Origin of the sequence: Streptomyces sp. NPDC057486, from assembly GCF_042802415.1 — a bacterium.
Lineage (GTDB): Bacteria > Actinomycetota > Actinomycetes > Streptomycetales > Streptomycetaceae > Streptomyces > Streptomyces yanii.
Genome location: NZ_JBHVEE010000160.1, coordinates 1 through 22,285 on the forward strand (window position 1 = coordinate 1; position 22,285 = coordinate 22,285).

General features: G+C 69.7%; 18 protein-coding genes. 5 read left to right on the forward strand and 13 right to left on the reverse strand.

The window, feature by feature from the left end:
* Positions 1-53: 53 nt before the first annotated feature.
* The 3 genes from ACFU6I_RS41815 to oxc form a co-directional block, all read right to left on the reverse strand.
* Positions 54-374: a reverse transcriptase domain-containing protein gene (locus ACFU6I_RS41815; protein ID WP_384377719.1), complete on the reverse strand. Its 321-nt coding sequence runs from the start codon at positions 372-374 to the stop codon at positions 54-56.
* A 72-nt stretch (positions 375-446) separates the two neighbouring features.
* The gene (gene frc / locus ACFU6I_RS41820; RefSeq protein ID WP_384377721.1) at positions 447-1,703 is read right to left on the reverse strand and encodes a formyl-CoA transferase; all 1,257 of its coding nucleotides are present in this window, start codon (positions 1,701-1,703) and stop codon (positions 447-449) included.
* An 89-nt stretch (positions 1,704-1,792) separates the two neighbouring features.
* Complete coding sequence (oxc, locus tag ACFU6I_RS41825; RefSeq protein ID WP_384377724.1) at positions 1,793-3,544, reverse strand: oxalyl-CoA decarboxylase; 1,752 nt, start codon at positions 3,542-3,544, stop codon at positions 1,793-1,795.
* A 274-nt stretch (positions 3,545-3,818) separates the two neighbouring features.
* Here oxc and ACFU6I_RS41830 point away from each other — a divergent pair, with 274 nt between their 5' ends.
* Entirely contained in the window at positions 3,819-5,393 is a 1,575-nt protein-coding gene (locus ACFU6I_RS41830) for a FadD7 family fatty acid--CoA ligase (RefSeq protein ID WP_384377727.1), read from the forward strand.
* Positions 5,394-5,430: 37 nt separating this feature from the next.
* Here ACFU6I_RS41830 and ACFU6I_RS41835 read toward each other — a convergent pair whose 3' ends face one another.
* Together ACFU6I_RS41835 and ACFU6I_RS41840 are read right to left on the reverse strand one after the other, a co-directional pair.
* Complete coding sequence (locus ACFU6I_RS41835; RefSeq protein WP_384377730.1) at positions 5,431-6,366, reverse strand: LysR family transcriptional regulator; 936 nt, start codon at positions 6,364-6,366, stop codon at positions 5,431-5,433.
* Between the two features lie 162 nt (positions 6,367-6,528).
* The gene (locus ACFU6I_RS41840) at positions 6,529-7,503 is read right to left on the reverse strand and encodes a 2-dehydropantoate 2-reductase (RefSeq protein WP_384377733.1); all 975 of its coding nucleotides are present in this window, start codon (positions 7,501-7,503) and stop codon (positions 6,529-6,531) included.
* 251 nt (positions 7,504-7,754) lie between these two features.
* Here ACFU6I_RS41840 and ACFU6I_RS41845 point away from each other — a divergent pair, with 251 nt between their 5' ends.
* The 3 genes from ACFU6I_RS41845 to ACFU6I_RS41855 all read left to right on the forward strand — a co-directional run bounded on the left by ACFU6I_RS41845 (position 7,755) and on the right by ACFU6I_RS41855 (position 11,564).
* On the forward strand, positions 7,755-9,299 hold the full coding sequence (locus ACFU6I_RS41845) for a Re/Si-specific NAD(P)(+) transhydrogenase subunit alpha (RefSeq protein ID WP_384377736.1): 1,545 nt from the start codon (positions 7,755-7,757) through the stop codon (positions 9,297-9,299).
* Positions 9,300-9,305: 6 nt separating this feature from the next.
* A complete protein-coding gene (pntB, locus tag ACFU6I_RS41850) occupies positions 9,306-10,772 on the forward strand; it encodes a Re/Si-specific NAD(P)(+) transhydrogenase subunit beta (protein ID WP_384377739.1) in 1,467 nt (488 codons plus the stop codon).
* A 93-nt stretch (positions 10,773-10,865) separates the two neighbouring features.
* A complete protein-coding gene (locus tag ACFU6I_RS41855) occupies positions 10,866-11,564 on the forward strand; it encodes a GntR family transcriptional regulator (RefSeq protein WP_384377742.1) in 699 nt (232 codons plus the stop codon).
* A gap of 208 nt (positions 11,565-11,772) precedes the next feature.
* Here the strand turns inward: ACFU6I_RS41855 and ACFU6I_RS41860 are convergent, their stop codons facing one another.
* The 5 genes from ACFU6I_RS41860 to ACFU6I_RS41880 form a co-directional block, all read right to left on the reverse strand.
* A complete protein-coding gene (locus ACFU6I_RS41860) occupies positions 11,773-13,185 on the reverse strand; it encodes an OFA family MFS transporter (protein WP_384377745.1) in 1,413 nt (470 codons plus the stop codon).
* A 512-nt stretch (positions 13,186-13,697) separates the two neighbouring features.
* Positions 13,698-13,910 (reverse strand): formate dehydrogenase subunit delta, encoded by a 213-nt coding sequence (locus ACFU6I_RS41865; protein ID WP_384377748.1) that lies wholly within the window; start codon positions 13,908-13,910, stop codon positions 13,698-13,700.
* Between the two features lie 5 nt (positions 13,911-13,915).
* Positions 13,916-16,738 carry a formate dehydrogenase subunit alpha gene (gene fdhF / locus ACFU6I_RS41870; RefSeq protein ID WP_384377751.1) on the reverse strand — a complete coding sequence of 941 codons (2,823 nt, stop codon included), beginning with the start codon at positions 16,736-16,738 and terminating at the stop codon, positions 13,916-13,918.
* Positions 16,735-18,324 carry a formate dehydrogenase beta subunit gene (locus ACFU6I_RS41875; protein WP_384377754.1) on the reverse strand — a complete coding sequence of 530 codons (1,590 nt, stop codon included), beginning with the start codon at positions 18,322-18,324 and terminating at the stop codon, positions 16,735-16,737. Before ACFU6I_RS41875 ends, fdhF begins: the two co-directional genes overlap by 4 nt.
* On the reverse strand, positions 18,321-18,851 hold the full coding sequence (locus ACFU6I_RS41880; protein WP_327122765.1) for a formate dehydrogenase subunit gamma: 531 nt from the start codon (positions 18,849-18,851) through the stop codon (positions 18,321-18,323). The genes ACFU6I_RS41875 and ACFU6I_RS41880 overlap by 4 nt, the downstream gene beginning before the upstream one ends.
* 425 nt (positions 18,852-19,276) lie before the next feature.
* Here ACFU6I_RS41880 and ACFU6I_RS41885 point away from each other — a divergent pair, with 425 nt between their 5' ends.
* Entirely contained in the window at positions 19,277-19,963 is a 687-nt protein-coding gene (locus ACFU6I_RS41885) for a GntR family transcriptional regulator (protein ID WP_384377758.1), read from the forward strand.
* Here ACFU6I_RS41885 and ACFU6I_RS41890 read toward each other — a convergent pair.
* The 3 genes from ACFU6I_RS41890 to ACFU6I_RS41900 all read right to left on the reverse strand — a co-directional run.
* Positions 19,924-20,727: an acyl-CoA dehydrogenase family protein gene (locus ACFU6I_RS41890; protein ID WP_384377761.1), complete on the reverse strand. Its 804-nt coding sequence runs from the start codon at positions 20,725-20,727 to the stop codon at positions 19,924-19,926. The genes ACFU6I_RS41885 and ACFU6I_RS41890 overlap by 40 nt on opposite strands.
* Before the next feature lie 202 nt (positions 20,728-20,929).
* A complete protein-coding gene (locus ACFU6I_RS41895; protein WP_384377764.1) occupies positions 20,930-21,481 on the reverse strand; it encodes a beta-class carbonic anhydrase in 552 nt (183 codons plus the stop codon).
* A gap of 192 nt (positions 21,482-21,673) precedes the next feature.
* Positions 21,674-22,285 (reverse strand): MFS transporter (locus ACFU6I_RS41900; RefSeq protein WP_384377767.1); only part of this gene is annotated, 612 nt, incomplete at its 5' end.

Genomic DNA, 22,285 nt, shown 5'->3' on the forward strand with positions numbered 1-22,285 from the left:
ACGTCCCTTACCCTCCGCTCGAGGAAGGAGTTCCAGCCGCCGGTAGCCGAGCGTCACCTCGAAGCAGAAGTTGCCCATTGCGTTGGGGGCGTGACGACCCCGCCCTGCGGCGTGCCGGTCAGGCTCGCGGCAAGTCCACCGTGGCGTTCGACGATCCCCGCCCGCAGGAATGCGCGGACCAGCCGCAGCACCTTGCGATCGGTGACGCGCTCTTCCACCAGGCCCATCAGGACCTGGTGGTCGACGTTGTCGAAGCACGCGGTGATGTCCCCTTCCACCACCCACTCATAGGAGCGGCTGGTGAGCTGGTGGATCTCGGCGATGGCATCCTGAGCCCGGCGCCCGGGCCGATACCCGTAGCTGGGTCCGCACACGCGGGTGTCCCGCACGCTGGTCGCGCGCGGGACACCTCCCTCCTGTCCCCCTGTCACCAGGCGGACACGGCGTCAGGCGACGACGGAACCCTCGTGCAGCTTGCGGATGGCGTCCGCGTCGTAGCCCAGGTCCGCGAGGACCTCATCGGTGTGCTCGCCAAGCAGCGGCGCACCCTTGATGTCCGGCTTGAACCCGGAGAACTTCACCGGGCTACCCACCGTCAGGTACGTGCCGCGCTTCTTCTGCTCCACCTCGACGATGGTGCCGCTCTTGCGCATGTCGGGGTCCTCGGCGAGCTCCTTCATCGACAGGACCGGGGCGCACGGCACCTCCCACTCTCGCAGGATGTCGACGGCCTCGTACTTCGTCTTGTCGGCGAGCCACTTCTCGATCTCGCCGAAGATTTCCATGATGTGCGGCTGACGCGCCCGGGCGGTGCTGTACTCCGGGTCCTCCTTCCACTCCGCGTGGCCGATGGCCTCGCAGGTACGAGCCCAGTTCTGCTCCTGGACCGTGAAGTAGATGTACGCGTTGGGGTCGGTCTCCCAGCCCTTGCACTTGAGGATCCAGCCGGGCTGGCCGCCGCCGCCCGCGTTGCCGCCGCGCGGCACGGCCTCACCGAACTCACTGTGCGGGTACTGCGGGTACTCCTCCAGGTAGCCGACCTTCTCCAGGCGCTGCTGGTCGCGGAGCTTGACGCGGGTGAGGTTGAGGACGGCGTCCTGCATGGAGACCGAGACCTTCTGGCCGAGCCCCGTCTGGTCGCGCTGGATGATCGCCGTGAGCAGGCCGATCATGAGGTGCATGCCGGAGTTGGAGTCACCCAGCGCGGAGCCGGAGATGGTGGGCGGGCCGTCCCAGAATCCGGTGGTCGAGGCGGCGCCGCCGGCGGCCTGGGCGACGTTCTCGTAGACCTTGAGGTCGTTCCACTTCGAGTCGTCGTTGAAGCCCTTGACCGAGCCGAGGATGAGGCGCGGGTTCAGCTCGTGGATGTAGTCCCAGCCGAGACCCATGCGGTCCATGGCGCCGGGCGCGAAGTTCTCGACGAGGATGTCCGACTCGCGGATCAGCTTCTCCATGACCTCCTTGCCCTCGGGCGTCTTGGTGTTGATCGCCAGGGAGCGCTTGTTGGAGTTGAGCATGGTGAAGTACAAGGCGTCGAGGTCCGGGATGTCCCTGAGCTGCTGGCGGGTCACGTCGCCGCCGTTGATGCGCTCGACCTTGATGACGTCGGCGCCGAACCAGGCGAGCATCTGCGTACAGGCGGGGCCGGCCTGGACCCCGGTGAAGTCGATCACCTTGAGGCCTGCGAGCGGCTGTTCACTCATGTCTGAGTCCTTCTCGTGATGGGTTGCGCGGCGAACGGCGGTTGTGCTTGCTGATGTTGAGAGGTCGCTTGCCAGGTGTGGTGGGCGGGTCACTTCTTCGAAGGCACGATGTTGCCGACGGTGATGCCCTTGGGGTTGAGGTGTGCGATGTGACCGCTCTCCGTGCCCGCGCCCGGGTCGATGGCGCAGTCGATGAGGGCGGGGCCGCCCGCGGCGAGCGACTCGGTGAGGGCCGCGGTGACCTCGGCGGGGGTGGTGGCGCGGTAGCCCTTGCCGCCGAACGCCTCGATCATGAGGTCGTGCCGGGCGGACAGCATCAGGGTGGTGGGCGACGGGGCGTCGTCGAGGGGGTTGACGTCGTTTCCGCGGTACACACCGCCGTTGTTCATAATCACGGTGGTGACGGGGAGCTGGTACCGGCAGATCGTCTCCAGCTCCATGCCGCTGAACCCGAAGGCGCTGTCGCCCTCGACGGCGATCACTGGCTGGCCGGTCTCCACAGCGGCGGCAATCGCGTAGCCCATGCCGATCCCCATCACACCCCAGGTGCCGACATCCAGGCGGTGGCGCGGGACGTGCATGTCGATGACGTTGCGCGCCATGTCGAGGGCGTTGGCACCCTCGTTGACGAGGTACGCGTGTCGGTTGTCGAGCAGCACGTCGCGCACGGCGCGCAGCGCGCCCATGAACTGCATCGGGTGCGGGTCGGCCGCCAGACGCCCGGCCATCTTCTCGACGTTCTGCGCGGAGCGCGCCGCGAGCTCCTCGCGCCAGGCGGTGGGCGCGGAGATCTGACCCGGCTTGGTGCGCTCGGCCAGCACCTCGAGCACGGATTCGACGTCGCCGACGAGCGGCGCCGCGATCGGCTGGTTACTGTCCAGCTCCCTGGGCTCGATGTCGACCTGGATGAACTTCGCGTCGGGGTTCCACTGCGGCGCCTCCCCGTGCCCCAGCAGCCAGTTGAGACGGGCTCCGACGAGCATCACGACGTCGGCCTTGCGCAGCGCGAGGGAGCGGGCGGTCGCCACCGACTGCGGGTGGTCGTCGGGCAGCAGGCCCTTGGCCATCGACATCGGTACGTACGGGATGCCGGTCGACTCGACGAACTCCCGGATCCTGTCGTCGGCCTGGGCGTAGGCGGCGCCCTTGCCGAGCACCACCAACGGCCGTTCGGCGCCGGCGAGGAGTTCGATGGCACGGTCCACCGCCTCGGGCGCGGGCAGCTGGCGCGGGGCCGGGTCGACCAGCCGGCTGAGGGTCTTGGCGCCCTCCGCCTTGTCCATGATGGAGCCGAGCACGGCGGCCGGGATGTCGAGGTAGACGCCCCCCGGCCGGCCGGAGACGGCGGTGCGCAGCGCACGGGCGATCCCCCTGCCGATGTCCTCGACCCGGCTGATGCGGTACGCGGCCTTGCAGAACGGCTGCGCGGCGGCGAGCTGGTCCATCTCCTCGTAGTCGCCCTGCTTGAGGTCGACGAGGTGGCGCTCGCTGGACCCCGAGATCTGCACCATCGGGAAGCAGTTGGTGGTGGCGTTGGCCAGGCCGACGAGGCCGTTGAGGAACCCCGGCGCGGACACCGTGAGAGCGATGCCAGGCTTCTTGGTGAGGTAGCCGGCCGCGGCCGCGGCGTGGGCCGCGTTGCTCTCGTGGCGGAAGCCGATGTAGCGGATGCCCTCGGCCTGGGCGAGCCGGGCCAGATCCGTGATCGGGATGCCGACCACGCCGTAGATGGTCTCGACGTCGTTCAGCTTCAGAGCGTCGACGACCAGGTGATACCCGTCGGTGAGCTCGGCCGGTGCGTCGGCGTTCGCCGCTGTCTCCTGTGGTGAGGGGGCGGTCATGGTCCGAGGTCCTCCTTGGGCAAGTGATGCTGTGCGGCTTGTGGGTCCACCTTCTGCACCGGACCCACGTCCCGTCCAAGACCTGACGACGACCAGCCGATAACCAGCGTTTATCAACGGCGGGAAACGACCCGGGCACCTGCGGTGATAGTCGGCCACTATCGGCCGTTCGCGGTTGTGCATTGGACGGTCACGGGCCGTGGCCCGCAGGCTCGCAGTCGACCGTTGCAGCTGTGTCGGCTGTTCGCCTCAACTGGCTCGAGGAGGTGGGGTGATGACCACAGTGGCCACAGCGTCCGTGCAGGAACCGGACCGGTACCGCCCGCCCGCGCTCACCGGTCTCGTCGATCTGCTGTCCCGGCCCGTGCGGGCGCGTCCGCACTCGCGGGCCCTCGTCGTCGGTGCGGAGCGCGTCGAGCTGTCGTACGCCGGCCTGGCCTCGCTCGCCGATGACTTGGCCCGCCGGCTTACGGCCGCCGGGGTGCGGCCCGGGGACCCGGTGGGACTGGTCGCCGCGAACACCGTCGAGTTCGTCGTGTCTCTATTGGGTGCGGCCCGGGCGGGCGCGGTAGTCGCCCCGTTGGATCCGGCCCTGCCTCCCGGTCAGCTGGGCGCGCGGCTGGGGGTGTTCGGGGCGCGGGTGGTGCTGTGCGGGCCCGAGGCACCCGCGGGCGTGCCGGCCGCCTGGCCCGTGCGGGTACGGGTCACGCCCGGCTCCCTCTGTGCGGTCACGCTCGACACGACGCGCGCGCCGCTCGGGCTGTACGGAACACGCACGCCGGGCCTCGCCGAGGACGACGCCCTGATCATGTCGACGGCGGGCACGATGGACCGGGCCCGCCTGGTGCCGCTGACCCACGGGAACGTGGCCGCGGCGGTACGTGTGGTGTGCGCGACGTACGAACTGGGGCCGCGGGACGCGACGGTGGCGGTCATGCCGCTCTTCCACACGCACGGGCTGGTCGCGGCGTTGCTCGCCACGCTCGCCGGCGGCGGCTGCGTGCTGCTCCCGGCCGGGGGGCGCTTCTCGGCCGATACGTTCTGGGACGACATGCGCGCGGTGGGTGCCACCTGGTTCACCGCGGTGCCCGCCGTCCACGAGATCCTCCTCGACCGTTCGGCCGGCGACCATCTCGTGCCGCTGGCACCGCCCCTGCGCTTCGCCCGCAGTTCCAGCGCTCCGCTCAACACCGCGACCCAGCGGGCCCTGGAGCGCACCCTCGGGGTGCCGCTGCTGTCGGCCTACGGCATGACGGAGGCCGCCCATCAGGCGAGCAGTGAATCCCTGCCGCCGCCCGGTACGTCCAAGCGCGGCTCGGTGGGCCGGCCGACCGGGACGCGGGTCCAGGTCGTCGACCCGTCGGGGCAGGCGTGCCCGCCCGGTGTGCAGGGCGAGGTTTGGGTGCGCGGCCCCAGCGTGGCCAGGGGCTATCTCGCCGATTCGGCTGCGACAGTGCAGGGTTTCGGCGGGGGCTGGCTGCGCACCGGGGACCTGGGGCATCTGGATGCCGACGGAGCCCTGTTCCTCACCGGCCGGATCAGGAACCTGATCATCCGGGCGGGCGACCAGGTCTCCCCCGAGTACGTCGAGGACGTGCTGTGCGGTTGTCCCGCCGTCGCCGAGGCAGCCGTGTTCGGGGTGCCGGACGAGCGGAACGGGTATCGGGTGGGCGCGGCGGTGGTGCTGCGCGAGGAGGAGGACGTGGAGCCCGCGGAGATCGTCAGGTACTGCCTGGGCCGGCTGGCCGCTTTCGAGGTGCCCGAGCGGATCCAGGTCGTCCCGGCGCTGCCGCGCACGGCCAAGGGAGCGCTGGACCGGCAGGCGGTCCAGCTGCGTTTCGCCCGGTGACGCTCCGGCCGGGCCGGCCCGCCGGAGCCGCCTCGGCTCAGCGGACCAGGGGTTCGGGCACAGGCAGCGGCCGGTCGAAGAACTCGTCCAGGCGCAGTGAGGCCGCCGCCGTGATGAACGCGCGGGCCGCGAGCGAGCCCGGCGTCGCGTCGTGGATCGCGACCGAGATGAGCGCCCGCGCGTCCGGCTCGACAAGCCGCAGCACGCGCATCCGGCCGGTGACCGGCAGGGCCCGCAGCCAGGTGTGCGGCACGATGCTGGTGCAGGCGCCCGCGCCCACGTTCGCGTACAGGGTGGCCACGGAGTCGGTCTCCACCTGCGGGATGACGGTGACTCCGCTGCGGGTGAACGCGGCGTCGATGACCTGCCGGATCCGCATGTCGGGGGTGAGCAGCGCGAGCGGCAGCTGGGACGCCTCGGCCCAGGTCAGAGTATCGGACTGGGGCAGCAGCTGATCGGCCGCGGCGAGCAGCATGTACCGCTCCTCGTAAAGCGGCGTCACCTGCAGTCCGTCGCGGTCCTCGGGGCCGAAGTGGGCGATGGCCGCGTCGAGTTCGAAGGCGCGGAGCTGCCGGATGAGTTCCGTCGTGGACAGGCGGGACCGCACCTGGACCTTGGCCAGCGGGTGCGCGGCGCAGAACGCCGTCACCGGCAGCGCGAGCGTCGTCGAGGCCGTGGGCTCCGCGCCCAGCCGCAGTGTCCCGGTGATGCCCGACTGGACCGCGGCCACCTCGGCCTTGAACGCCTCCTGCTCGGCGAGGATCCTCTTGGCCCAGACGACCAGACGCTCTCCTTCGGGCGTCAGTCCCTGATAATTGTGGCCGCGATTGATCAGTGTGACGTTGAGCTCGCGCTCCAGTTTGGCGATCGACACAGACAGCGCGGGCTGTGAGACGAAGCAGGCGTCCGCGGCCCGCGCGAAGTGCTTCTCGCGGGCCACCGCCACGAAGTACTCCAGCTGACGGAAGAGCATGCTCGCCTCCTGCTTCGTCCCGCGCACTCCATACGTCCCCGCCCCGACCAGGTCGAACACGCCTGCGGTGGCTGCGCTGCCCGAGCTTACCCGGCGACCGGGGCGGCGCCTCGCCCACACCGAAGGCCCGGCTCCCCGTCGTTGCGGGAGCCGGGCCGGCTCTCATCCCGTGCCGGTGCGGCGCGCCAGCAGGTCCGTGGCAGCGTGCACCGCTCGGAGCCTGGGTGCCTCGGCACCCGTGATGTCGGCCATCTCCACCACCGCGGTGACGATGGCGTCGAGTTCCAACTGCTTGCCCGCCTCCAGGTCCTGGAGCATCGACGTCTTGTGGTTGCCGACCCCCTCCGCGCCCCGCAGCCGCTTCTCGATGGAGATGTCCGGTGTGCTCCCGACCCGGGATGCGATGTCCAGCGTCTCCTCCATGAGCTGGGCCACCAGGCGTCGCGTAGGCGGATGTTGGCAGATCTCGACCATCGTGGCCCGGGTGAGCGCGCTGATCGGGTTGAACGCGACGTTGCCCATCAGTTTGATCCAGATGTCGTCCCGCAGGTTCGGCTCCACGGGGCACTTCAGTCCACCCGCGATCATCGCCTCGCTCAGCGCGGTGCACCGCGCCGAGATCCCTCCACCGGGTTCACCGATGGAGAAGCGGGTGCCTTCGATGTGGCGGATCACGCCAGGGGCCTCGATGACGGTGGCAGGGTAGACCACGCAGCCCACGGCCCGCTCCGGTGCGAGGACCTTGCTGGTCGCGCCGCCCGGGTCCACCGCCTCGATCCGACGGCCCTCGTAGGGGCCGGCGAGCCGGTGGAAGTACCACCACGGGATGCCGTTCTGCCCGGCGACGACGGCGGTGTGCGCGCCGAGGAGCGGTTCGATCAGCGGGCCGCTGGACGCATAGGAGTGTGCCTTCAGCCCGAGGAACACGAAGTCCACGGGTCCGATCTCGGTGGGGTTGTCGGTGGCGTGCGGGTGGGCGATGAAGTCCCCGCGCGGGCTGATGACGCTGACGCCGCGCTCGCGGATGGCCTGCAGGTGCGGACCGCGGGCGATCAGGTGGACATCGGCACCACCCCGGTGCAGGGCCGCTCCTACGAATGCTCCGATCGCGCCGGCTCCGAGGACAGCAATCTTCACGGCATCTCCTCTCGAGAGGAAGGGTGAGGGTGTGATTGAATACTGTATGCAATCCGTGGGTCCAGTGTATACCTGTCGAACCCGAACTGACACGGCCCAGATGCCCCCGACCACCCGCCCGGATTCACCCTGGCGTCGAGCGAACGGCGCACAATATGCTGCGCGCCTCCTGTCCGGTGCCCCGTTTCCTCCGCTCCTGACGCTCCCCCGTGCGCCGACGGACCCGCAAGGCCCCTGAGAAAAGGAGAGCAATGTCTGCGTCACCACCACAACGCATAGGCGTGGTCGCCGAGTCGACCTCCGGGGAGACCAGAGTGGCGGCCACCCCGGATACCGTCCGCCGCCTCATCGGACTCGGTTACGAGATCGTCGTCGAGACCGACGCCGGAGCCGCATCGGGCTTCTCCGACGCGTCGTACGTCGAGGCGGGCGCGCGCCTCGACGACGCCTGGCGCGCCGATGTCGTTCTCAAGGTCAACGCGCCGTCCCACGACGAGGTGCGACGACTGCGGGACGGGGCGACGATCGTCGGCCTGCTCGCCCCCGCGCAACACCCCGAACTCCTCACCCAGCTCGCGAGCAGGCGGCTGACCGCGTTGTCCATGGACGCCGTGCCCCGCATCTCGCGGGCCCAGTCCCTGGACGTGCTCAGTTCGATGGCCAACATCGCCGGCTACCGGGCGGTCATCGAGGCGGCCCACGCCTTCGGACGGTTCTTCACCGGACAGGTCACCGCGGCGGGCAAAGTGCCTCCCGCGAAGGTGCTGGTGGCCGGCGCCGGAGTGGCCGGCCTCGCGGCCATCGGAGCCGCGGGCAGCCTCGGCGCGGTGGTCCGGGCCACCGACCCGCGCGGCGAGGTCGCCGACCAAGTACGGTCACTCGGCGGCGAGTTCCTGCCCGTCGAGGTCGAACAGGAGTCGGCGGGCGACGGATACGCGCGAGCCACGTCCGAGGCGTACGACCTGCGCGCCGCCGAGATCTACTCCGAGCAGGCCAGGGATGTCGACATCATCATCACGACGGCCCTGATCCCGGGGCGCCCGGCGCCACGGCTGATCACGGCCGATCAAGTGGCCTCGATGAAACCGGGCAGCGTCATCGTCGACATGGCGGCGGCGCAGGGCGGGAATGTCGAAGGGACGGTGAGCGATCGGGCCATCGTCACCGAGAACGGCGTCACCATCATCGGCTACACCGACCTCGCGGGCCGCCTGCCCGCCCAGGCCTCACAGCTGTACGGCACGAACCTGGTGAACCTGCTGAAGCTGCTCACCCCGGGCCGGGACGGGCAGCTGACCCTCGACCTCGAGGACGTCGTACAGCGGACGGTGACCGTGGTGCGCGACGGCGAGACGCTGTGGCCGCCGCCCCCCGTCGCGGTCTCGGTAGCGCCCGCGAAGGCCCCGGCCTCGCCGGCGTCACCGGTCGATCCGGCGCCGCCGCGGCGCCTGTCACCGGTCGGCCGCTACGGACTGATCGGGCTCGGGATGCTCGCCCTGTTCGCGCTCATCGCCGTCTCGCCCGCCCAACTCGCCGCCAACTTCACGGTGTTCGCGCTTGCTGTGGTCATCGGCTACTACGTGATCGGCAAGGTCCACCACGCGCTGCACACCCCGCTGATGTCGGTGACCAATGCGATCTCAGGGATCGTGGTGGTCGGGGCACTGCTCCAGATCGGCCACCCGCCCCTGGCCATCAGTGTGTTGGCTTTCCTGGCCATCTTGCTCACCACCGTGAACATCTTCGGTGGGTTCGCCGTCACCCGTCGCATGCTCAGCATGTTCTCGAAAGGCTGAAATTCGATGAACGCATCCACGGCGGCCCAGGCCGCCGACATCGTCGCCGCGCTGCTCTTCGTCTTCAGCCTCGCGGGGCTCTCCCGGCACCACACCGCCCGGGCGGGGGTGGCCTACGGCGTCGCGGGAATGGCGCTTGCGCTCGTCGCCACCGTCGTCGTCGCCGGGCGTTCCGTCTCCGGCGAGTCGATCGCGCTGATCGCCGTCGCGGGCACGATCGGTGGCGCGATCGGCCTGTGGCAGGCCCGCCGGGTCGAGATGACCCAGATGCCCGAGCTGATCGCCGTGCTCCACAGCCTCGTCGGGCTCGCCGCCGTACTGATCGGCTGGAACAGCTACTTGGAGGTCGAGGCGCAGCACCCGGGCTCCACCGAGCTGGCCGGGTCGCTGCTGCGGATCCATCACGCCGAGGTGTTCATCGGCATCTTCATCGGCGCGGTCACCTTCACAGGCTCCGTGATCGCGTTCCTGAAACTGTCGGCGCGCATCAAGTCCCAGCCGCTGACCCTGCCCGGGAAGAACCTGCTCAACGTCGGCGCCCTGTTCGCGTTCGTGACCCTGACCGTCTGGTTCACCGTCAGCCCGAACCTCGCTCTGATGATCGCCGTCACCGTGCTCGCGCTCGTCCTGGGCTGGCATCTGGTCGCTTCCATCGGCGGCGGCGACATGCCCGTCGTGGTCTCCATGCTCAACAGCTACTCGGGCTGGGCCGCCGCCGCGGCCGGCTTCCTGCTGGACAACAACCTGCTCATCGTGACCGGGGCGCTGGTCGGCTCCTCCGGCGCCTACCTGTCGTACATCATGTGCCGGGCGATGAACCGGTCCTTCCTCTCCGTCATCGCAGGTGGCTTCGGCGTCGAGGCCGCACCCAGCGGCGAGCAGGAGCAGGGCGAGCACCAGGAGATCAGCGCCGAGGACACCGCAAGCGCGCTGGCGGGCGCCACTCAGGTGATCATCACGCCGGGGTACGGCATGGCGGTCGCCCAGGCTCAGCACCCGGTGGCGGAGTTGACGCGCCGCCTGCGGGAGCGCGGCGTGACCGTGCGCTTCGGCGTGCATCCCGTGGCGGGGCGGCTGCCGGGGCACATGAACGTGCTCCTTGCCGAGGCCCGCGTACCGTACGACGTCGTCCTGGAGATGGACGAGATCAACGACGACTTCGCCGACACCTCGGTGGTCCTGGTCATCGGCGCCAACGACACCGTCAACCCGGCGGCGATGGACGATCCGGCCAGCCCCATCGCGGGGATGCCGGTGCTGCGGGTGTGGGAGGCGGAGCAAGTCGTCGTGTTCAAGCGGTCCATGGCCTCCGGGTACGCAGGTGTGCAGAACCCGCTGTTCTTCCGGGAGAACAGCAGCATGCTCTTCGGTGACGCCAAGCAGAGCGTGGAAGCGATCCTGCGCGAACTGGCGGCGAGTGACCCGAGCCCGGAAGCGGGACGCCGGACGGCGGAACAGCCCGCACCTGCCTGACATACACAGATTGCATACAGAAGCCTATATGCTGTACGTGATTCCTCTCGCTCCATCGCCGGCACCTCCCCGCCGCCCACCACCAGGGAACCCATGCGCGAGCCACACACTTCCCCAGCCACCGTGACGACACCCGTCAACAGGCCCGTGCCCCTGCGCCAGGCCGTCTACGACGTCCTGATCGAGCTGATCGTGGGGGGCGTACTCCAGCCGGGCCAGCATCTGATCGAGGCCGAACTGGCCGAGGAACTCGGCGTGAGCCGCCAACCGGTGCGCGAGGCGCTCCTGCGCCTCCAGGCCGACGGATGGGTGGACCTGCGCCCCGCGCAGGGCGCATTCGTGCACAGCCCGACCGTCGAGGAGGCCACCCAGCTCCTCAGCGTCCGCGCCGTCCTGGAGACCCACTCGGCGCGCGGCGCCGCACAGTACGCGACCGGCCCGGACATCACGCGCCTGTGGGAACTGCAGGCCGCCGGAACAGCAGCACTCTCCGCGGACGACGCCCGCGGCATCGTCGAGGCGAACGCTGCGCTGCACGGCTTCATCACCGAGCTCGCGCGCAACCCCATCCTCGCCGAACTGATCCGGCAGGTCGACCGCCGGGTGCGCTGGTACTACATGCCCATCGCCCGGCCACGCGGCAAGGACGCGTGGAACGAGCACGCCGACATCATCGACCGCATCGCGGCCGGTGACGCCGATCGGGCGGAAGAACTGATGCACCATCACACCAGGACGACCACCGACTTCTACTGCCGGCAGCTGACCGCGGCACCCCCGGCCGGGGTGTGACCGCGGCGACTTCAACCGACCACACCACACATGAGGGACCTGACGCGGAAATGGGCCGGGGCCGGACGGAGCAGGGAGCGCACCCCACCGTCCGGCCCGACCCGTGCCACGGCCGCCGCGCCGGACGACTGCCGCCGCCGCCCAACGCTGTGTCGGCACCCGCGCACGGTCCGCGGGCCCGGGCGCGAAGTCGCGCCCGGGCCTTCACTCAGTTCGCCGCGCCCGTCAGCCCAATGCTGTCGGCGACGGCCGGCGCGGCGGGCCGCTCCTGGTCCGCGGGCCGGCCGGGCTGGCGCAGCAGCAAGGTGATCAGAGCCGACAAAAAGGCGATGCCGCCTGCCAGGTAGTAGCCGCCCGCGTAACCCCAGGCGCTGATCACCGAAGCGGCCACGCCACCGCCGCCGACACCGCCGACCAGCTTGGCGCTGTAGACGAGGCCGTAGTTGGTGGCATTGTTGTTCTCCCCGAAGTAGTCCGGGACCAGTGCCGCGAACAGAGGGTAGAAGGCGCCGCCGCCGAAGCCGTTGACGAACGCGAAAATAAGGAACAGCGGCTCGTTGTGGGCCTGCCCCGACCACAGCACGCCGAACTGCGCGACGCCCGCGATCACGAGCACCAGCGTCAGGGTCTGGCGGCGGCCCAGGGTGTCCGACAACCACCCCACGGCGGCCCGGCCCACCCCGTTGACCACGGCGAGCACACCCGCCGACGAGGCGGCGATCAGCGGCCCGAACCCGAGGCTCTTGGCGAAGGGGACCTGGAAGTTGATGCCGAAGAGCGAGACGCCGCCGATGCAGACCAGGGCGAACCACATCAGCGGCAGCTGGCCGGTCCTGATCGCCTGCATGGGAGTGAACTGCCCCTTGGCCGGCGGGTTCTTGCGCAGCCTGCGCGCCACACGCTCGGCGTCCTCGCCACCGCCGCGGTTGAGCGGGTCCACGTCGTGCGGCCACCAGCTCTTGGGCGGGTCGCGGAAGAAGAAGCCGCAGGCGCCGACGAGGAGGACCATGCCCAGGGCGATGAGGTCGAGGACCAACCGGTAGTTGTCGGCGTGGAACCAGTAGCTGAACACGAAGATCAACGGCAGTGTGCCGTAGGCGAATCCGCCGTTGACGAAGCCGGTCCGCGCGCCCTTGTTGTCCGGATACCACTTGCCGACCATGTTGATACAGGTTGCGTAGACGAGTCCGGAGCCGGCGCCGCCGAGCACCGAGTAGCCGAGTATCACCACGATCGGGTTCGAGACGTGGGAGATGGAGAGGAAGCCGAGCCCGGACAGTACCGCTCCGAGGAGCATTCCCGTCTTGGCGGACAGCTTTCCGGTCTCCCGGAGCCTGCCCGCGGGAAAGGCGACGCCCGCCTGGAAAACTGCCCAGATACTGGCGATCCAGAAGGCCTCGGTGAGGGTCCAGCCATGGGCGTGCTCGAGGGTCGCCTCGGCCGAGCTGTAACCGTATTCGTAGACGCTGACGCCCATCATCGCGATCCACGGGAGCCAGACCATCCACGCCCGAGGCCTGCCCAGGATCGAGCGGTCGCTCTCCCCGATCCGGTAGATGCGTCCGTTGGCATCGGCGACCTCGCGGTACGAGGAGGAAGTCGCCTGCGGTGTTTCTGACATGTGTGCCTTCCCTTGCCTGAAAGAGAGCTTGGCGTGCGCCCCCTGGTGCCTTGCTCTTCATGCGGTGGGTGAAAGCGACTCCCCTCCACGGTGCGCGCCCGGGCTCTCGCCGGGCGCGGGTAGGGGGTACGCCGTCGGCGCGTCACGGGTTCGGGGCGGCATACCGGAGTCCGCCGGCGTGCAGGCGGTGACCTGGTGGTTCGGCCTCGGCGCGGCGGGTTCGGGACCGCGGCGAGGTATGGCAGACAACTGACCTGCCGGTCGCGGCGCAGGGAGCCCGACCGGTGATTGCATACGGTATGGAGAATAGAAATCGTGTGTCCAGTGGGGCAGCATGAAGCTTGACCAGTGCATTACCCAACTACCCTTTGGGGCAGTGCAGTTATGGACCACAGTCGAGCGGGACGACCGGTTCCGGGCATGCCGAAGGGCCCCGCGGGGCTCCCCGCGGGGCTGCACGAGACAGGACCCGCTGCGTCACACCGCAGCGGGCCGCGCTCTCAACTCCTCCGTCAGCGCAGCAACTTCACCGCCTCTACGACCAGCGGGAGCACGCCCGGCGCGTCGGATTCCACCAGCGCGCGCAACCTGGTGCGCATCCGCGGGTCCCAGAACCTGTCGATGTGTCCGGCCAGTTCGGTGGCCGCCTGCCCGCTGGGCAGATGGGCGAGGTTCAGGGCGATGTCATTGGCCATGCGGCACTCGGACGGCTCAGTGGCGGACATGTTTGTCATTCCCCCGCCGTCAGGGCGCCCACGGGGGCCTCGGAGGCCGGCGTGGCCCCTTCGTGCCCCGGCGGCGCCAGGGCGACCTGGACGGCCGTCACCTTGTACTCCGGGCAGTTGGTCGCCCAGTCGGAGTTCTCCGTGGTCACCACGTTGGCGCCGGTGACCGGGTGGTGGAAGGTCGTGTAGACGACGCCGGTCGGCATCCGGTCGGAGACCAGGGCCCTCAGCGTGGTGCGGCCGACGCGGCTGGCCAGGGTGACCGGGTCACCGTCGGTGATCCCGCGGTCCTCCGCGTCGTGGGGGTGCAGTTCCAGTACGTCCTCGGGGTGCCAGGCGACGTTGCCTGTACGGCGTGTCTGCGCCCCGACGTTGTACTGGCTGAGGATGCGCCCGGTGGTGAGCACCAGTGGGAAGCGGCGGGTGGAGCGCTCATTGGTCGGTACGTACGAGGTGACGACAAACTTGCCCTTGCCGCGGACGAATTCGTCGGTGTGCATGATGGGCGTGCCCTCGGGCGCGTCGGCGTTGCACGGCCACTGGACGCTGCCCAGCTTGTCGAGCAGCGTGAAGGAGACGCCCTCGAAGGTCGGGGTGACCGTGGCGATCTCGTCCATGATCTGGCTCGGGTGGTCGTACGCCATCGGATACCCCATGGCGGTGGCGATCTCGGTGACGATCTGCCACTCGTGCTTGCCCGCCTTCGGTGCCATCACCGCGCGCACCCGGTTGATACGGCGCTCCGCGTTGGTGAAGGTGCCGTCCTTCTCCAGGAACGACGCCCCGGGCAGGAACACGTGCGCGAACTTGGCGGTCTCGTTGAGGAACAGGTCCTGGACGACGACGAGTTCCATCGCCTCGAGGGCCGCGGTGACGTGCTTCAGGTTCGGGTCGGACTGCGCGATGTCCTCGCCGTGCACGAACAGGCCGCGGAAGGAGCCGTCGATGGCCGCGTCGAACATGTTGGGGATGCGAAGCCCCGGCTCGGACAGCAGGGCGGTGCCCCACAGGTCTTCGAACACGGTGCGTACCGCGTCGTCGGAGACGTGCCGGTAGCCGGGCAGTTCGTGCGGGAAGGAGCCCATGTCGCAGGAGCCCTGGACGTTGTTCTGGCCGCGCAGCGGATTGACGCCCACGCCGTCGCGGCCGATGTTCCCGCACGCCATCGCAAGGTTGGCCATTCCCATGACCATGGTCGAGCCCTGGCTGTGCTCGGTGACGCCCAGACCGTAGTAGATCGCCCCGTTGGGTGCGCCCGCGTACAGCCGGGCGGCCGCGCGCAGTTCGTCGGCCGGGACCCCGGTGACCGGCTCGACGGCCTCGGGGCTGTTCTCGGGGCGGGCCACGAACGCAGCCCACTCCTCGTAGCCCTCGCACCGCTCGGCCACGAAGCTCTGGTCGACGAGCGCCTCGGTGACCACCACGTGCGCCATGGCGTTGACCACGGCCACGTTGGTACTCGGTCGCAGTTGCAGATGGTGGTCGGCCTCGATGTGCGGCGAGCGCACGAGGTCGATGCGGCGCGGGTCGATCACGATGAGGCGGGCGCCCTCGCGCAGCCGGCGCTTCATCCGGGAGGCGAACACCGGGTGTCCGTCAGTGGGGTTGGCGCCGATCACCATGATGACGTCGGCCTCGGCGACCGAGCGGAAGTCCTGGGTGCCCGCGGATTCACCGAAGGTCTGCTTGAGCCCGTATCCGGTGGGCGAGTGGCAGACGCGCGCACAGGTGTCGACGTTGTTGTTGCCGAACGCGGCGCGGACCATCTTCTGGACGACGTACACCTCCTCGTTCGTGCACCGCGAGGAGGTGATCGCGCCGACCGCGCCCGTCCCGTACGTGTCCTGCAGAGCCCGCATCCGGCGCGCTACGGTGGCGATGGCCTCGTCCCACTCGACCTCACGCCACGAGTCCGTGATCTTCTCGCGCACCATGGGCTTGAGGACGCGGTCGGGGTGCGTGGCGTAGCCGAAGGCGAAGCGGCCCTTGACGCACGCATGGCCCTCGTTGGCGCCGCCGTCCTTGTACGGCACCATGCGGACGAGTTCGTTGCCGCGCAGTTCGGCCTTGAAGGAGCAGCCGACGCCGCAGTACGCACAGGTGGTGAGGACCGAGCGGGTGGGCATGCCGAGGTCGACGACCGACTTCTCCTGGAGCGTGGACGTCGGGCACGCCTGCACGCAGGCTCCGCAGGAGACGCACTCGGAGTCCATGAAGGACTCCCCCGCGCCCGCCGCCACCTTGGAGTCGAAGCCACGCCCCTCGATGGTCAGGGCGAATGTGCCCTGGACCTCGCCGCAGGCGCGGACGCAGCGGGAACAGGCGATGCACTTGGACGCGTCGAAGTCGAAGTAGGGGTTGCTGGTGTCCTTCTCGGCATCGAGGTGATTCTCCCCCTCGTAGCCGTAACGCACCTGGCGCAGTCCGACGACGCCCGCCATGTCCTGCAACTCGCAGTCGCCGTTGGCGGGGCAGGTCAGACAGTCCAGCGGGTGGTCGGAGATGTAGAGCTCCATGACGCCCTGGCGCAGCTTCTCCACCTTGGGTGTCTGGGTGCGCACCTTCATACCGTCGGCGCACGGGGTGGTGCAGGAGGCGGGCGTGCCGCGCCGGCCGTCGATCTCGACCACGCACAGCCGGCAGGAGCCGAAGGCCTCCAGGGAGTCGGTGGCACACAGTTTGGGGATGTCGACGCCGGCCAGCGAGGCGGCACGCATCACCGAGGTGCCCTCCGGCACGCTCACCGGCATGCCGTCCACCTCGAGCGCCACCGTGGCCTCCCCCGGTCGCTCCGGGGTGCCGTGATCGGGTTCCTTGAGCAGGGTCATACCGTGCCCTCCGTCCTCGTGTCGGCGGAGACTTCGCCGAGGAAGTCGTCCGCGAAGTGAGCAAGGGCGCTGCGCACGGGCAGCGGGGTCAGTCCGCCCATCGCGCACAGCGAGCCCTCGGTCATCAGCTCGCACAGGTCGTCGAGGAGTGCCAGGTTCTCGTCCCTCTGCTCCCCCGCCACGATCTTGTCGATCACCTCGACGCCGCGCACCGAACCGACCCGGCACGGGGTGCACTTGCCGCAGGACTCGGCCGCGCAGAACTCCATGGCGAAGCGTGCCTGGGCGGCCATGTCGACGGTGTCGTCGAAGACCACGATGCCGCCGTGTCCGACCATCGCCCCGGCCGCGGCGAACGCCTCGTAGTCCATCGGCAGGTCGAACGAGGAGGGCGGAAGGTAGGCGCCGAGCGGCCCGCCGACCTGCGCGGTGCGCACCGGCCGGCCCGATCGCGTACCACCGCCGTACTCCTCGATGAGTTCGCGCAGCGTGATACCGAAGGCGGTCTCGACGATGCCGCCGTGGGCGATGTTTCCTCCGAGTTGGAACACCTGGGTGCCACGGGAGCGCTCCACTCCCAGCTCCTGGTACGCCTTGGCGCCCTGGGCGAGGACGACGGGGACGGTAGCAAGCGTCAGGACGTTGTTGACGACGGTCGGCTTGCCGAACAGGCCCTCGATCGCGGGGATCGGCGGCTTCGCGCGGACCATGCCGCGCTTGCCCTCCAGACTCTCCAGCATGGAGGTCTCCTCACCGCAGATGTACGCGCCCGCTCCGACCCGCACATGCAGATCGAAGTCGAGCGCCGTGCCGAGGACCGAGGTGCCGAGCCAGCCGCGCTCGCGGGCGATGTCGATGGCGGCGCGCATCGTGGCGACCGCGTCCGGGTACTCGGAGCGGATGTAGAAGTAGCCCTCTCGGGCGCCGACGGCGTGCGCGGCGATCGTCATGCCCTCGATGAGCAGGAACGGGTCACCCTCCATGAGCATGCGGTCGGCGAAGGTCCCGCTGTCGCCCTCGTCGGCGTTGCAGCAGATGAACTTCAGCTCGCCCGGGCAGTCAAGGACGGTCTTCCATTTGATGCCTGCGGGGAAGCCCGCCCCGCCACGCCCACGCAGGCCCGAGTCGGTCACCTCGGCGACCACGTCGGCCGGCGCGAGCTTCAGCGCGGTGCGCAGCCCGGTGAGGCCGCCGTGGCGCAGATAGTCGTCGGCATCGAGCGGATCGATGACGCCGACGCGCGCGAAAGTGACCCGGTTCTGCCGGGCCAGCCAGGGCAGTTCGTCCACCGGGCCGAGGCGCAGGGGGTGCTCGTCGCCGTCGGACAGCCCGGCGGCGAGCAGTGCGGGAACGTCGTCGGGGGTCACCGGACCGTAGCCGATACGCCCGCGCTCGGTGGCGACCTCGACCAGTGGTTCGAGCCAGAGCATGCCGCGCGATCCGGTGCGTACGAGATCGACGGCCAGGTCAGCGCTGTCGGCGGCCTGTTTGATTGCAGCGGCCACCTCGTCGGCGCCCACGGACCGGGCGGCCGAGTCGCGGGGGACGTAGATCCGCACATGGGGCTGTGCGGGATGCTGGGTCATGACCGGGGTGCCTCACTTCCGTCGGATGTCGCGCCGACGCCGTCGCGCCGCGTCTGGTCGGTTCCGTGCAGCAGCGCGCCTAGCCGCTCCGTGTCCACCCGGCCGTACAGGCGTCCGTCGACCTCGACGGCGGGGCCGAGGGCGCAGTTGCCGAGGCAGAAGACCTGCTCGACGGTGACCGAACCGTCCTCGGCGGTCCGGCCCAGAGTGAGCCCCATCTGCCGTACGTACTCCACGAGATGCCCCGCGCCCTGGGCCTGGCAGGCCTCGGCGCGGCAGACGCGGACGGTACGGTGACCCGCGGGCTCGGCGCGGAAGTCGTGGTAGAAGCTCACCACTCCGTGCACGTCGGCCCGCGAGAGGTTGAGCTCGTCGGCGAGCACCGGTACGGCCTCCTTGGGCACATGCCCCAGTTCGGCCTGCACGGCGTGGAGGATCGGCAACAGAGCTCCACGCTGCTCGCGATGGGCGGCGGCGATCTTCCTCACCACCTGCTCCACCGTCGGATCACTGGTCCGGATCTTCATGGTCGTGCGGCCTTTCGTCAGGGCCGTGGAAGGGGTACGGGCACGGGCACCTGGGGGTCCGGTCCGAGCACCACGGTTCGCGTTCACAGGGGCACCTCGACCTCCCCTCGCACGCTCGGCGCAAGGGGCGAAACAGTCCTAGCGAAGCACGCAACCCTGATGCATACAAGCTTTTTGCATACAGAATCCCGCATGGAGTCGTCTGCCGATCCGCCCCGACGGCCGGTCAACTCAGCTTTTGACACGCCGCGTTGATCAGGTCCGCGACCGACATCCGCCCCGGTGGGACATCACGCAAGGTCGTCACGGGACATCACACTGCATACGAAAACCTGTATCCTGAACGGACCGCCGCGCGGTCCGCCCGGGGGTAACGGCCGGCACAGCCACCGACTCGGTGAGCTCGGAGGCGGAACAGGAGAACCATGCGCCGAGGCCTGACTGCTGGCTCCGCCCGACGGGTCGCCCGCCCGACGCCGCTGCGCCAGGCGGTGTCCGATGCCCTGGCAGAGCTGATCATCAACGGCACCCTGAAATCGGGCCAGCATCTGGTCGAATCAGATCTCGCCGAGCAACTGGGGGTCAGCAGGCAGCCCGTGCGCGAGGCGCTGCAGCGCCTGCACACGGACGGCTGGGTCGACCTCAGGCCCGCCCAGGGGGCGTTCGTGCACACCCCCACGCAGGAGGAGGCGACCCAACTCCTCGACGTCCGTACGGTATTGGAGACCTACTCCGCACAACTGGCGGCGCAGCACGCAAAGCCCGAGCACATCGAGCGCCTGTGGCAGCTCCAGCAGGAGGGCTTGGACGCACTGGCGGAGAGTACGACCGACCGCCTGGTCGCCTCGAACACGGCCCTGCACACCTACATCACATCCGTGGGCGGCAACGACGTGCTCGCCGAGCTGATCGCACAGGTGGGGCGCAAGGTCCGCTGGTACTACACCCCGATCGCCAACTCCCGCTCCAAGGGCTCCTGGAACGAGCACGCCCGCCTCATCGAGGCCATCGCGAAGGGCGACCCGGAGCGGGCCGGCGAGATCATGCGGAAGCACACCGAGCGCACCCGCACCTACCGCAAAGCCATCGTGGCGGAGGCCGCGAACGCCTGACCGTCGCCGGTGCGCGCGGCCCCGGAAGCGGATCGCGCCAGCGCGCCGAGGGAGGGGTGCACCGCGTCGGACCCGACGACGTCGCACAGCTCGAGCAGCCACGGCAGCACGGCGCCCAGCAGAATCTTGAAACCCTCGCCGTCCGTGCCCAGCATCGCCTCGGCCGGGACGCGCACCGGGTCGGCGACCACCGTGGACGTGGCGCTGGCAAACGGCGCCCCGGTGGGGCGCGCCGGAACGAACAGACCGGGAGCGTGGGCCGGCACGCCCCAGAGCGTCAGGCCACCGTCCGAGCCGACAGATGGCGACGACCAGACATAACTGTCCGCCTCACCTGCGGCGACCACATCACGCTTGCGTGCCCGCAGCGCCACCACGCCTCCAGTACGCCGCGCGGTCGAGCGCACCGCTCCCCCGGCGCCGTCCTCCACCACCGCGAGGGTGCACAGGTGGCGGCCGGCCGCCACCTCACCCCGCAGCCACCGGCCGCCGTACGCCTCGACCACCGCGGCCGCCGCATAGTGGGACTGGAGCACCGCGGCCGTAGCCGGACACACGGGCATGACCCGGGCGACCACCTCGGCGGCTCGCGCCAAGTCGGTTCCGCCACCGGCTGGTTCTGCCGAGCAGGTCAGCCCGAGGAGCCCGGCCCGGCCGAGGGCCATGACCGCTGTGCGCGGGAACTTCCCTTCCTGGCACGCCAGTTCGCCGGCCGGAGCGATGATGTGGTCCAGGACGTCATGCAATGCGCTGGGATACGACACGGGGCGCCCCCTCAGGTGCGATGTCCGATCCGCCCCGGGCGGGCGGTCCCGATGGCCTCGGTCGGCCGCGGCTCGCGGATCGGCGAGACACTGCCTGCATTGCATACAGTATGCCATTGATGCCCGCAGTGCTATGTGTCGGACGGCCTCGGCCACCCAACTCCCCTTCGAGAGGCGCAAGATCGCGAGGATGCAGGGACGCTCAGTCGGGGTCTGAGATCTCCCTCAGCAGCCCCGACGCCACGTCGAAGACAAAGCCCCTCACGTCGTCGGTGTGCGGTAGGAATGGCGACGTATGCACCCGCCGCATCGACTGCCGTACGTCCTGGTCGACGTCCCGGAACGACTCCACCGCCCAGGCCGGCCTCTGCCCGACCTCCCGCTCCAGCTCGTACCGGAACTCCTCGGTCAGCGTCTGCAGGCCGCACCCCGTGTGGTGGATGAGGACGACGCTTCGGGTGTTCAGGGCACGCTGGCTGATGGCGAGGGAGCGGATGGTGTCGTCGGTGACCACTCCACCGGCATTGCGGATGGTGTGGCAGTCCCCCAGCTCGAGGCCGAGCGCGGCGTGCAGGTCGATTCGGGCGTCCATGCAGGCCACAACCGCCACGCCGAGGACGGGACGGGCATCCATACCGGGGTTGCGAAACGCGTCAGCGTAGGCGCGGTTGGCCCGCACCAGGGAGTCGGTGACCGATTCCTGGCCAGGGGAACCGGTGGACGGGCGTGCACCGGAAGGTGTCGATGTCGACATGCTCGGTCGCCTCTCAGGGTCGATGCCCGTGCAGAACGGAGCCGGGCAGAACGTTGTCGCCCCGGCGAACCGGGGCGACAGAGGGGAAATCAGAAGTGGTCGTCAGGAGTGTGGGCGGCTCAGTGCGGAGGCCCCGCGCGGGGACACCCCGGCTCCGCCCCGCGCACGGCGGGGCCAAACCTCACCTCCTGCTCAGAGCGCCTCCCTCGCGACCGCGCCTGTGGCCGTGTGGACGCCCTCCTGCTTCGGCCGGCCCGGCGCCCGCAGGAACACCGCCAGTACCGCGGAGGCGAGCCCGATGCTGCCTGCCAGGGCGAAGGCGCCGCCGTAGCCCCAGGCGCCGACCACGAGGGCGCCGACACCGGAGCCGACCAGGCCGGAGATCAGCTTCGAGCTGTAGACCATTCCGTAGTTCGAGGCGTTGTTGTTCTCACCGAAGTAGTCCGCGGTCATCGCCGCGAACAGCGGGAAGATGGCGCCGCCACCGAAGCCGGAGACCATCGAGCAGAACAGGAAGAACGGCATCGAGCCGATGTCCCCGGAGAAGAACACCCCGAACTGTGCGGATCCCAGGACCAGACAGACGATGATCAGCGTGTTGCGGCGTCCGTACCGGTCGGAGATCCAACCGATGACTCCCCGGCCGGTCCCGTTCACGATCGCCTTGAGCGACATGGCCGTGGCCACGATGCCGCCGGCGAACCCCATCTCCTTGCCGAACGGCACCTGCATGGCGATACCGAAAATGTTGATCCCCGCCGTGCAGAGCAGGCAGAACCACATCATCCACAGCACCGGAGTACG